Source organism: Halarchaeum acidiphilum MH1-52-1, assembly GCF_000474235.1.
Taxonomy (GTDB): Archaea; Halobacteriota; Halobacteria; order Halobacteriales; family Halobacteriaceae; genus Halarchaeum; species Halarchaeum acidiphilum.
On the sequence record NZ_BATA01000079.1, the window covers coordinates 1 to 11,372 of the forward strand.

Annotated in this window: 13 protein-coding genes; 10 read left to right on the forward strand and 3 right to left on the reverse strand. The window is 70.6% G+C overall.

The features are described from left to right. The coding region (locus AOZ13_RS11710) for a DUF2797 domain-containing protein (RefSeq protein ID WP_049934104.1) at positions 1-727 on the reverse strand (727 nt) is incomplete at its 3' end. Positions 728-926: 199 nt separating this feature from the next. Between AOZ13_RS11710 and AOZ13_RS11715 the strand changes: the two genes are divergently transcribed. After that, positions 927-1,445, forward strand: coding sequence for an adenylyltransferase/cytidyltransferase family protein (locus tag AOZ13_RS11715; protein ID WP_020222848.1), 519 nt, complete (start codon positions 927-929; stop codon positions 1,443-1,445). 112 nt (positions 1,446-1,557) lie between these two features. Next, the gene (locus AOZ13_RS11720; RefSeq protein ID WP_021780667.1) at positions 1,558-2,592 is read left to right on the forward strand and encodes a lysylphosphatidylglycerol synthase transmembrane domain-containing protein; all 1,035 of its coding nucleotides are present in this window, start codon (positions 1,558-1,560) and stop codon (positions 2,590-2,592) included. 1 nt (position 2,593) lies between these two features. On the opposite strand, the gene AOZ13_RS11725 is transcribed toward AOZ13_RS11720, so the two are convergent. After that, a complete protein-coding gene (locus AOZ13_RS11725) occupies positions 2,594-3,511 on the reverse strand; it encodes an alkaline phosphatase family protein (protein WP_020222346.1) in 918 nt (305 codons plus the stop codon). A gap of 278 nt (positions 3,512-3,789) precedes the next feature. Between AOZ13_RS11725 and AOZ13_RS11730 the strand changes: the two genes are divergently transcribed. The 7 genes from AOZ13_RS11730 (at position 3,790) to AOZ13_RS11755 (ending at position 10,245) form a co-directional block, all read left to right on the forward strand. Next, the gene (locus tag AOZ13_RS11730; protein WP_020222345.1) at positions 3,790-4,554 is read left to right on the forward strand and encodes a helix-turn-helix transcriptional regulator; all 765 of its coding nucleotides are present in this window, start codon (positions 3,790-3,792) and stop codon (positions 4,552-4,554) included. Positions 4,555-4,622: 68 nt separating this feature from the next. Beyond that, on the forward strand, positions 4,623-5,495 hold the full coding sequence (locus tag AOZ13_RS11735) for an ABC transporter ATP-binding protein (protein ID WP_044958136.1): 873 nt from the start codon (positions 4,623-4,625) through the stop codon (positions 5,493-5,495). Next, on the forward strand, positions 5,492-7,276 hold the full coding sequence (locus AOZ13_RS11740) for an ABC transporter permease family protein (protein ID WP_021780668.1): 1,785 nt from the start codon (positions 5,492-5,494) through the stop codon (positions 7,274-7,276). Before AOZ13_RS11735 ends, AOZ13_RS11740 begins: the two co-directional genes overlap by 4 nt. Then, a complete protein-coding gene (locus tag AOZ13_RS14560) occupies positions 7,269-7,667 on the forward strand; it encodes a hypothetical protein (protein WP_199897069.1) in 399 nt (132 codons plus the stop codon). The genes AOZ13_RS11740 and AOZ13_RS14560 overlap by 8 nt, the downstream gene beginning before the upstream one ends. Then, the gene (locus AOZ13_RS14565) at positions 7,649-8,407 is read left to right on the forward strand and encodes an ABC transporter permease (protein ID WP_199897070.1); all 759 of its coding nucleotides are present in this window, start codon (positions 7,649-7,651) and stop codon (positions 8,405-8,407) included. The genes AOZ13_RS14560 and AOZ13_RS14565 overlap by 19 nt, the downstream gene beginning before the upstream one ends. Next, a complete protein-coding gene (locus AOZ13_RS11750; protein WP_049934105.1) occupies positions 8,344-9,318 on the forward strand; it encodes an aldo/keto reductase in 975 nt (324 codons plus the stop codon). The genes AOZ13_RS14565 and AOZ13_RS11750 overlap by 64 nt, the downstream gene beginning before the upstream one ends. Before the next feature lie 450 nt (positions 9,319-9,768). Further along, positions 9,769-10,245: a DUF7112 family protein gene (locus AOZ13_RS11755; protein ID WP_021780671.1), complete on the forward strand. Its 477-nt coding sequence runs from the start codon at positions 9,769-9,771 to the stop codon at positions 10,243-10,245. Here AOZ13_RS11755 and AOZ13_RS11760 read toward each other — a convergent pair. After that, the gene (locus tag AOZ13_RS11760) at positions 10,209-10,784 is read right to left on the reverse strand and encodes a response regulator (RefSeq protein WP_020220780.1); all 576 of its coding nucleotides are present in this window, start codon (positions 10,782-10,784) and stop codon (positions 10,209-10,211) included. The genes AOZ13_RS11755 and AOZ13_RS11760 overlap by 37 nt on opposite strands. Before the next feature lie 368 nt (positions 10,785-11,152). Here AOZ13_RS11760 and AOZ13_RS11765 point away from each other — a divergent pair. Continuing rightward, positions 11,153-11,372 (forward strand): TFIIB-type zinc ribbon-containing protein (locus AOZ13_RS11765; protein ID WP_324603264.1); only part of this gene is annotated, 220 nt, incomplete at its 3' end.

Sequence of the window (11,372 nt, forward strand, 5' to 3'; positions counted from 1 at the left end):
CGCGCTCGCGCGCGCCCGCCGTGACCTCGAATCCGACGAGGTCGCGGAGATCGACCGCGTACACCGTCCCCTCGCGTTCGAGGCACAGGACGCGTCCCTTCGCGCCGACGATGGGACCGGCGGCGAGCACCTCCGGGACAGGTCGGCTGTCGAGCGCGAGCCCGTAGTCGAAGGCGTAGGTGTCGATCGGATCGAACCCGTCGAGGGCGTCGCGCCACGCCGCCTCGTCCACGTTCTCGGCGAGACCCGCGATCTTCGCGGGGACGCGGACGCGATCCGGGAAGCGCGCCGCGAGATCGGCCTCGCGCTCGCGGGCGATCCGACCGTTCTCGAACGTATCGACGTGGGCGGCCGCGTCCGCGCCCTGCTCGCGCAGGCGGGTCTCCAGTCGCCACTCGCGTGTGACACCCACCTTCACCGTGTCCGGCGCGAACGCCGCGAGGTAGAGCGCGTGGGCCTCGTGGCAGTCCATCTCGTCCTTGAGACACTCGCCGCGACACTTCGCGCACACCCACGTCGAGGTGTGCTGGGGGCAGTAGGGCGCGTCGGCGTTCGCGCACGCGACGTGGCCGTCCTCGGTGATCGTGCCCGCGCAGCGTCGCTCGCCGAGCGCGTACGCGAGCGTCGCCCCGGCGTCGAGCGTGACGCGCGTCACGTCGCCGTCCTCGGCGAGGAGGAGGGCGGCCGGGCCGTTCTGGTCGCGCGGGCGATAGCCGACGAACTGCACGAGCGCGGGTACGCGACCCCGCCGTATAGCCGTCCCGTCTCGTCGCGCGCGGAACGATGCCGCGGTCGGGACCCGCCCGCGGACGCCACGAGCACGCCGACGGACACGGCACCCACAGCCGTCCGCTCCGCTGATTCCCTATCCCGGCATGGGGTTTATCGATCGAGGTGTTTTGGTGGCGGCGCCCGCGCGTTCCGGTGTGCACGCACTCGCCGACGAGCGCGTCGCGTTCCCCGGTCGGTTCCAGCCGCTCCACCGCGGGCACTACCGCGTCGTCCGCGCCTACCGCGAGCTCGCGGGGTCGTTCGTCCTCGCGCTCGGGAGTCCCGAGGAGGCTCGGACGGCCGAGAACCCGCTGAGCGCGGCGGAGCGCGAGCGGATCGTGCGCGGGTGCTTCCCCGACCTCGAAATCGTCCGCGTCCCGGACGTCGGCCGCGGTGAGGCGGGCTATCCGCTCTGGGGGCGACGGCTCGTCGCGCGCACGGACGCCGACGTCGTCCTCACCGGGAATCCGCGCGTCCAGCGAATCGTCCGCGAGTACACCGACGCCCGCGTCCGCGAGCAGGAGATGCACTATCCGGATCGGTTCTCCGGGACGGAACTCAGGGAGCGAATCCGCGCCGACGAGTCGTGGCGGCCGCTCGTCCCCGCGTGCGCACGGGAGCGCGTCGCGGACTACGCCGGCGTCATCGCGCGGACCGGCGACGCCGGCGAGTGAGACGTGCCTCGGGGTTGGGGCGTCATCGTACACCGGATGCGGCGATACGAATGACGTCGCGGCGGCGTACGCGAGCCGTGACCTTCACGTCCCCCATCCCCGAAGGGCGGGCATGCTCGACACCCGCCGTCGCGCGGCCGTCGTCGGATTCCTCGCCGCGGCGCTCGTCCTCGCCGGTCTCTTCTGGTCCGTCGGCGCCGGCGCGGTGGCCGCGGAGCTCGCGGACGCCGACCTCGGGCTGATCGCGCTCGTCGGCGCGACGGCGCTCGCGTGGCTCGGCGCGTGGGCGCTCGTCCTCCGGCTCGTCCTCGGCGCCATCGGCCCGACGCTCCCCTACCACGAGTCCGCCCTCGTCTACGCGGCCGCGTCGTTCGCGAACAACGTCACGCCGTTCGGGCAGGCGGGCGGCGAGCCGATCACGGCGCTCGTCATCTCCTCGGTCGCGGACGTCGAGTACGAGCGCGGACTGGCCGCCATCGCGAGCACGGACGCGCTCAACTTCGTTCCCTCCGTCCTGTTCGCGCTCTTCGGCGTCGCCTACTACGCGACCAACGCCGGCCTGCGCGGGCGACTCACCGCCATCGCGACGGCCGTGCTCGCGCTCGCCGTGCTCGCGCCCGTCGCGTTCGCGCTCGGATGGCGCTATCGCTACCGACTCGAAGCCGCTCTCGTCGCCGGACTCGGGCCGGTACTCGCGCGGCTACACGGGGCGCTCCCGTGGCTCCCGCTCCCGACGCCGGACGGGATCGAACGCCGCGTCGAGGGGTTCGTCGGCGCCGTCGAGCGGGTCGCGACCAGTCCGCGACGGCTCGCGCTCGCGCTCTGCTGTTCGGCGGCCGGCTGGCTCTCGCAGTCGCTCGGGCTGTGGATCGCCTTCCGCGCGTTCGGCGTCTCGATTCCGTTCTACGTCGCGCTCTTCGTCGTCCCGCTCGGTACCATCGCGAGCGCGATGCCGACGCCCGGCGGGCTGGGCGCCATCGAGACCGTCCACGTCCTGTTGCTCTCCGTCGCGACGTCGCTGCCCGCCTCGACCATCGCCGCGGTCGTCACCGTCCACCGCGTCGGCGGCTTCCTCCTCATGACGTCGATCGGCGGCGGGTCGATGTCCTATCTCTGGGCGACCGGGCGGCGCGCGCTCGCCGACTGAGCTAGCGATACCCGAGCGCCTCGAGGCGTGCGGCCACGGCCTCATCCGTAGCTTCCCCCGCGCCGCCGTCGGTCGCGTGATGCGTCGTCGGTCGGTGATCACCGGTGTCGGACGCCGACGTCACGCACCACGGGACCTCGCGGAGTTCGGGCGTCGAGACGCCGCCGACGTGCCCGTAGAGGTGCCGCTCGCCGAGCGCGTTCCCGTGGTCGGCGGTGACGGCGACCCGTTCGGCGTCGATGTTCTCGGTGAGCAGGCGGACCTCGTCGAGGACGTACTCGAGGTTCTCGATGTACGCCGCCCAGACGTCGGCGCGGTCGCGCCACCCGTACCGCAGTTCCTCCCAGACGGAGAGCGACTCCCGGCCGAAGCGCTCCAGCGGGATGCCGTCGCCCTCGCCGCGCGGGACCGACGGGAAGTGCGGTTGCATGTAGTGGACGACGAGGCGCTCGGCGTCGCGCTCGCGGCCGGCGGCGACGGCGCGATCGGTGATGGGACGTGCGGGCACGGTGCCGAGGTCGTCGTCCCAGCCGTACTCCCAGACCTCGTCGACGAACGCGAACGCGTCGTGATCGACGTGCTCCGCGGAGTAGGGGTTCCCGGTGACGTATCCGATCTCGTCGAGCGCGCCCGTGGGGACCGATCCGAACGTCTCCGTGAGCCACTCGCTCGACGTCGCACCGACGGATTGGATAGGTCCCTCGGTTCGCAGCCACGCGTGGTCGTCCGCGACGGCGGCCATCAGGTCCGCTCGGCAGGCGTCGAGGACGACGAGGACGTCCCAGTCGCGTTCGAGGACGACGTCGCCGTCCGTGCGGCGACCGTAGGTGTAGTAGGCCCGCGAGAGGAGTTCCATCGCGACGCCCGGTCCCCCGTGCCGGAGCGCGCGAACGCCCTCTCGGATGGCGCTCTCGCTCATATATCCGTACTCCCGCGAGATCCGTGAAAAAGACGCCGAACTCCGTCGCGTGGAAGGTCGCTCCGATGGCCACCGCGCGGTGGCCCCGGCGCGACTCAGAGGCACAACCGGTGGAAGCCACCGGCACGTACGACGTGGGTCGGCCGGGTGTTTAACTCACCCATCGAAACGTCGTCCGTTCCTCGCTCCTCCTATAACTGAGTTTCTGCTATTTATATCGTACTGTTATTATCTTGATATCAACGTGCTTATACGCCGCGAACGCGCCAACGAACCGTATGGCCAGCGATCCCGAGCGGCTCGCACACCTCCTCGTCGAGCGCGCGTCGTTCCTCCGCACGCTGGCCGACGGTGCGGTCCCGAAACGCTCGCTCGCCGACGCGAACGACGTCTCTCGGTCGACGGTCAACCGGGTGGTCCGCGATCTCGAGGGCGTCGGCGCGGTCGAACGTCGCGGCGGGGCAGTCGCGCTCACGCTCATCGGTCGCCTCGCGCTCTCCGCGTACGACTCGTTCCGCGCGGACATCGACGCCCTCGCGGACGCCCCGTCGCTCACCTCGCTCCCGGCGAACGCCTCCGTCACGCTCGACGCGCTCCGCGGCGCCGCCGTCGTCAGCGCGAACCCGGAGGCGCCCCACCGGCCCGTCTCCGTGCTCACCGCGCTCATCGAGGAGGCGATCCACGTCGAGCTGTACGCCACGCGCGTGCTTCCGGAGGTGATGGACACGCTCGGTCGCCGCGTCGCCGACGGACTCCGACTCGACGCCTACGTGGCACCGGACGTCCTCGACGTCCTCTTCACGGACTTCCGCGGGACCGTCGAGCGCGCCCTCGACACGGGGAACGTCGCCCTCTACGAGGCCGTGTCGAGCTACCCCTTCGGTCTCGTCCTCCTCGATCTCGCCGACGGCCGGCGGGTCCTCTCGCTCTCCTGCGGCGAGCGCGGCGTCACGGTCCTCCTCGTCAACGACACGGACGAGGCGCTCGCGTGGGCGCACGCCCGACTCGACCGTATCGCCGACTCCGCCAACCGACTCGCCTGACGCGCGGGTGCGAGTCGGACGTCGATGTCGCCGTAACGCCCTTGTCGATGCCGGCCGCGCGGGCGAACGTGCTCTCCGTGTCCGGTCTCACGAAAACCTACGGCGACGTCGAGGCCGTCCGCGGCGTCGATTTCGACGTCGCCGACGGCGAGGTGTTCGGTCTCGTCGGCCCGAACGGCGCGGGCAAGACCTCGACGCTCAAGACCCTCGCCGGCCTGCTCGAACCCACGTCGGGCGACGTCGTCGTGAACGGCTACGACGTCAGCGACCCTGAGATGCGCCGTACCCTCGGTTTCCTCCCCGAGGAGTCCCCGCTCTACGAGGACATGACGCCGCGCTCGTACCTCCGCTTCTTCGCGGACCTCTACGACGTGGATCGGGAGACGGCGGACGAGCGCATCGCGTCCGCGCTCGATCGCCTCGACCTCGACGTCCGCGATCGGCCCGTCGGCGACTTCTCGAAGGGGATGAAGCGGAAGGTCGCGATCGCGCGCTCGCTCGTCAACGATCCCGAGGTGTTGATCTACGACGAACCCGCCTCGGGGCTGGATCCGACGACGACGAACGTCGTCATCGAGTTCACGCGCGATCTCGCCGCGCAGGGCAAGACGATCGTCTTCAGCGCCCACGACCTCCACCACGTCGAGTCCGTTTGCGATCGCGTCGCCATCGTCGCCGACGGCCGAATCGCAGCGAAGGGAACGCTCGCGGAGATCCGCGCCGACCACGGCCGCGTCGAGTACCGGGTGTTCACGGACGTCGCGGTCCCCGACGCGACCGAAGTCGAGGACGGTCGCTATCGGACGACGGTGGAGTCGATGGCCGGCGTGGACGACGTCCGCGAGCGCGCTCGCGCGGCCGGCGGCGACGTCGTGGACATTCGAACGCGCGAGTCCACGCTCGAGGACGTCTTCCTCGCCGTCACCGGGGGGCGCGAGTGAGCCCGCGACGCACGCTCCGGATCGCGCGCTGGGAGGCCGCGCGCAACGCCGGGACGATCGATCGCCGGACCGCGATCCTCCTCGCTTGCACTCTCGTCGTCCTCGCCGTCGTCGCGCCCCTGCTCGCCCTCACCGCGCCGACGCCCGGACAGGGCGTCTATCGCGTCGCGGTCGCCGACTCGAACCCCTACCACGCGCCCGTCGCGGCGAACGGCAAGCTCCGCGCGGTGCCGGCGGGCGCGAACGCCGTCGATCGTGGGCGCGCGGACGTCGCCGTCGTCGACGGCGGGTTCGTCGTCGCCGACAGTGAGAAGGGCCGCGCCGCGCTCGCCACCCTGCGGAGCGCGACCGAGGCGTACAACGACCGTCTCATGTCGCTCGAAAGCGATGTCGCCGCCGCGTTCCCCGTGACCGTCGACGTCGAGTACGTCGAGCGCGGCGCGCGCGTCGGCGGCGGAACGAGCGAGGGCGAGCGCGCGGCCGGGACGACGAGAACGAGTGGGACGGGCGGTGACGGTGCGTCGAGCACTGCGCCCCGCGGCGCGACGAGCGCGGAGAGTGGCGGAACGCCCACCGGCGGCGCCGAGCGCGCGACCGGGACGACGGGAACGGCCGGTTCCGGTGCCCGGAGCGCCCCGTCGAACACGCCGGGGAGCCTCGCGCCGCCGTTCCCCCTCCAGTCGCTCCTGCTCGCGTTCGCCTTCCTCCTCCCCCTGAACGTCGTCATCCAGTCCTACGGCTCCAGCGTGCTCGACGAGCGCATCGACCGCCGGGGCGAACCGCTGCTCGTCTCGCCGGCCTCGCGCGCCGACATCGTCGTCGGGAAGGCCCTCCCGTACCTCGCGGGCGCCGTCCTCGTCACCGTTCCCATCGCGTACGCGGTCGGCGCGGGCGTCGTGTCCATCCTCGCCGTCCTGCCGCTCGCCGCGCTCTTCCTCGGCGTGACCTTCCTCGGCGCGCTGTTCGCGCGCTCCTACAAGGAGTTGACCTTCGTCACCGTCACCGTGACCGTCGTCCTGATGGCGTACGCCTTCGTCCCCGCCGTCTTCACGGAAGTGCATCCGATCTCGGCGATCAGTCCGCTCTCCGTCGTCGTCCGCGACATCCGCGGCGACCCCTTCCGGTTCGGGAGCTTTCTCCTCTCCACCGTCCCGGTCGGCACCGCCGCGCTCGTCTGCTACGGTCTCGGTCTCGGCGTCTACCGCGAGGAGGACCTCTTCACGCAGAAACGCCTGCCGGCGAAGGCCCTCGACGCGCTCGCGGCGCCGCTGTCGTCCGTCCGCCGCGTCGCGCTCGTGACCGTGGCGTTCGTCCCGTTCGTCCTCATCGCCGAACTGTTCGCCGTCGCGGCGCTCTTCGTCGCCCCGCCGTCGCTCGGCGTCCCGCTCGTCCTCGCGCTCGTCGCCACCATCGAGGAGCTCGCGAAGAGCCTCCACGTCCGCGCCGGGTTCGCGAACGCCCGCTTCCCGCGGACCGACCGGACCGCGCTCGCCGTCGGCGTCGCCTCCGGTATCGGCTTCTTCCTCGGCGAGAAGCTCCTCCTCCTCACGCGCCTCGTCGGTCTCCCGGATCTCACCGTCGGCGGCGCGGCGTTCGGAAACGCGGAGCTTGGCGCGGGATCGCTCGCCCTCCTCGTCGCGCCCCTCCTCTTGCACGTCGTCACCGCGTCCGCCTCGGCGCTCGGCGCGCGCCGCTCGAAACGGGGGTACGCGCTCGCGCTGACGGGCGCGATCCTGCTCCACCTCGGCTACAACTATACGGTGGTGACGACCCTTGGATAGCCGCCTCGTCCTCGCGCGCCGCGAGCTGGCCTCGCTCCGCCGCGAGAAGACGATCGTCCTCGCGCTCGCCATCCAGCTCTTCGTCGCGGCGTTCTCGTCCGTGCTCGTCGTCGGCCTCGTCAGCCTCTACGCGCCCGGATCGGCGGGCGGCGCGCTCGCCGTCACCGTCGGCGTGACGGGCGACGCCGGCGGCGACCTCGCGCCCGTCGTCGACGAGGGCGACGCGCTCCACGCGATCCGATACGATTCGGCGGCGGCCGCGCGCTCGGGGTTCCGGCACGGCGAGGTCGACGCGTCCTCGTCGCCGACCGCCTGTCGAACGGCCGGACGCACGTCGACGCGACCGTCCCCGACGGGTCCTTCGCGACGACGGTGGTCGTCAGCCGATTGAAGACGGCGCTCGCGCGCTACGAGCGCCAGCGCCGGACCGAACTCACGACGCGCCTCGATCGCCGACCGCTCGACCTCCCGCCGAAACGCGGCGGCAACACCTACTACGGGTTCACGTACACCGTACTCGTGCCCGCGCTCGCCTTCCTCCCGGCGTTCATCAGCGGCTCCATCGCCGCCGACAGCGTCGCCGAGGAGCGCGAGCGCGACACCTTCGAGCTGTTGCGCAGCGCCCCGCTCTCGATCCCGCAGATCGTGGACGGGAAGGCGCTCGCGTTCGTCGCCATCGCGCCCGTGCAGGTCGCGTGTTGGTTCGCGTTCCTCGCGCTCAACGGCACGCCGATCCACCACCCCCTCGCGACGCTCGGCTTCGTCACGGCGCTCACGGGTCTCCTCGTCGTCGGCGGGATCGCGGCGGCGCTCGCCGTCCCGAAACACCGCGAGGCCCAGCTCGTCTACTCGTTCGGCGCGCTCGGGGCGTTCGGTGCCGTGAGCCTCCTCCCGGAGAGCCGCAGAACGTCGTCGCGAAGCTCGCGATCGGATCGCCGACGCTCGCGACGTGGCTCACGGTCGCGGGCGCGCTCGTCCTCGGCGCCGTCGGCTACGCCGCGATCCGCCTCGCGGCAGGCAGGGTGGGGGGCACGTAGCCTTTTGGGGGCGCCCGCCGTGGCTCCGGTATGGAGTACACGACACTGGGTGACACGGGCGTCGAGGTCAGCGAACTCTGCCTCGGCTGCATGAGCTTCGGGACGAGCGAGTGGCGCGACTGGGTGCTCGACGAGGAGGAGTCCCGCGAGATCATCGAGCGCGCGATCGATCTGGGGATCAACTTCTTCGACACGGCGAACATGTACTCGCAGGGCGAGTCCGAGCGCGTGCTCGGGACCGTCCTCGACGACTACGAGCGCGACGAGCAGGTCGTCGCGACGAAGGTGTTCAATCCGATGGGCGACGATCCGAACGCGCAGGGGCTCTCGCGCAAGGCGATCGAGCAGGAGCTGGCGAACTCCCTCGATCGGCTCGGGATGGAGACGATCGATCTCTATCAGATCCATCGCTGGGATTACGACACACCGATCGAGACGACGCTGCGCGCGCTCGACGACGCGGTGCGGCGCGGACGGGTCCGCTATCTCGGCGCGTCATCGATGTGGACCCACCAGTTCGCGGACGCGCTCGCGACGAGCGAGCGTCTCGGTCTCGACCGCTTCGTCACGATGCAGGACCACTACAACCTCGTCTACCGCGAGGAGGAGCGCGAGATGCTCCCGTTCTGCGAGAATGAGGGGATCGGCGTGATGCCGTGGTCGCCGCTCGCGCGCGGCTACCTCACGCGTCCCCACGAGGACATCGCCGCGACGACGCGCGGGGAGAGCGAGGAGTACATGTACGAACACCCGTATCGGGAGGGCGGCGGTCCCGCGGTCAACGAGCGCGTGCAAGAGCTCGCGGCCGATCGCGGCGTGAAGATGGCGCAGATCGCGCTCGCGTGGCTCCTCCACAAGGAATGGGTCTCCACGCCGATCGTCGGGACGACGAGCGTCGAGCACTTGGAGGACGCCGTCGAGGCGACCGAACTCGACCTCTCGAAGTCCGAGATCGAGTATCTGGAGGAGCCGTACGAGCCGGTGCGGGTGTCCGGGCACGAATAGGGCGGCGGCTTCGCCGTCGCCGAATAGCGAGCGGGGAGGAACGACCCGTGAGCAGGGCGGAACCGAACACCGTGAGGGTCCGCCGAATGGCGAGCGGCGCGGCCGCGAGCAGGGCGACGGCTTCGCCGTTCGGGGCGAGTCGGCGCCTGATCGGGAGGCGCGTCGACCGCGATCGAGTGACCGAAAAACTGATCGGGAGGCGCGTCCGCTACGGGCCGCTGAACGTGGCGGCGATGGCGGCGCTCGTGTTCCCCGCGCTCGCGAGCAGCAGGGTGAGCGTGAGCAGGCGCCGGCGATTCGAGAGCGGGTCAGGAGCGTCGTCTCGGATTCGGACTCCGTCATACGTGTCGAAGCTGAGGCCGCATCGAGATATCTCTGATGGCCGTCTTCCGGTCGCGCGGGTGAGGTCGACGCCGAACCGTTCTTCGGGGCGGGGCGCCTACTCGGCGTATGGCAGAACGCGTCACCAGCGAGGGCGTCCGCACGGTCGACACCGTCCTCGAACGATACGGATCGACGAATCGCCCGCAGTTGCGCGTCACCGACCCGGACGCGGTCCCGACGGGCGAGGTCGTGCGGCTCGTCGTCGACGAGACGGAGTACCGGGCGCGGGTCGAGGAGGACGCCTCGGGGCACGCGGTGATCCGGGGGGCGTTCGAGTCGCCGCGACTGGCCCGCGCGCCCGGCGAGGGCGAGAACCACCTGCGGGCGTGGCTGAGCGAGCGCGACCTCGACTACGGGCGGACGATCCACCTCGACGTCGTGACGCCGGAGTACAAGTACGGGGTCCGGGCGCCGGGTGAGCGCGCGACGTACGCGGCGACGGAGGCGCCGGACGGGGGCCTCGCGAGTATCGCACGGGATCTCGACGCTAGACGCCGGATCGCTCGTCAGAAGTCGGGGATGTCGCGGAAGGCGGCTCGATAGTCGTCGGGTGTGAACTCGGCGGCGGCGGCGTCGACGGCGCGGCGGCGTTCGCCGATCTCCGCGACGAGATCGTTGTACGCCTCGACGTCGGTCTCGCCGCGATCGGTGTGCGACGCGCGCTTCGCGCAGAGGTCGTAGAGGGCAGTGAGTTCGTCGTCGTAGCGGGTGCGCCGGAGGAGGCGCTCGACGGTGTCCCGGAGTCGGTCGCGGGAGACGGGCTTGACGAGGGAGGCGTCGAAGCCCATGTCCACGACGTCGCGGTCGGGTTCGACGGCGGTGACTAGCGCGACCCGGCAGTCGTGGCCGGCGTCGCGGATGCGTTCGAGCACCTCGTCGCCGGACATGTCGGGCATGTTCCGGTCGAGGAGGACGACGTCGATCGTCTCGTCGATCAAATCGAGTGCGTCGGCGGCCTTCGAGACGGTGCGGACACGGTACTCGTCGCCGAGTTGCGCCTCGTAGAGCTGGAGGTACTCGTCGAGGTCGTCGACCGCGAGGACTGTTGGGTTCGCGGGGCGATACGATGACCCGGCAGTCATCGTCGGCCTCCCCCGGCGTTCCGGTCCTCGAATCGACGCCGCACGCCCGTTGTCGGTCCCGCGCCACTCATCTGTGATGCCTTGGATTTCCGGTTTCATCGACCTAAACGTTCCCCTGACCGTCAACCGACTGCCATCTGTGGCGTCACAGATAGCAGATAAGTGTACCGGCTTCTCGACTTCGAGTTAGGGGGACCGAAAGTAGGCGAATATCCCGTTATTGCTGTCTGAAACGCCTCTCTGACAACAGTTACCAATGTTCTATACAGCGAAAACTTTAAGTAGTTTACTACCTTATCTGTGGTTAGGAAGGCCCGGTCGGGGGAACTTATACGTTCTTCCTTCGCCCGGTCACGGAGTATCCCATCATGAGCGACACCACAATCCGCACGTACACCAGCGACCGCCAGCGTACCGAGCACACGACCGAGCGCACGACCGAGGAGGAGACGGACGAGCGGACCGACGTCAGCGTCTGTCCGGAGTGTGGCGGCACGCTCCGCACCGACGAGGCGCACGGCGAGACCGTCTGCGCCGACTGTGGTCTCGTCGTCGACGAGGACGGCATCGACCGCGGGCCGGAGTGGC

Coding starts and splice junctions, on each gene's coding strand:
- AOZ13_RS11720 (WP_021780667.1), top strand. CDS start 1,558: ATGCTCGACACCCGCCGTCGCGCGGCCGTCGTCGGATTCCTCGCCGCG.
- AOZ13_RS11725 (WP_020222346.1), bottom strand. CDS start 3,511: ATGAGCGAGAGCGCCATCCGAGAGGGCGTTCGCGCGCTCCGGCACGGG.
- AOZ13_RS11730 (WP_020222345.1), top strand. CDS start 3,790: ATGGCCAGCGATCCCGAGCGGCTCGCACACCTCCTCGTCGAGCGCGCG.
- AOZ13_RS11750 (WP_049934105.1), top strand. CDS start 8,344: ATGGAGTACACGACACTGGGTGACACGGGCGTCGAGGTCAGCGAACTC.
- AOZ13_RS11755 (WP_021780671.1), top strand. CDS start 9,769: ATGGCAGAACGCGTCACCAGCGAGGGCGTCCGCACGGTCGACACCGTC.
- AOZ13_RS11760 (WP_020220780.1), bottom strand. CDS start 10,784: ATGACTGCCGGGTCATCGTATCGCCCCGCGAACCCAACAGTCCTCGCG.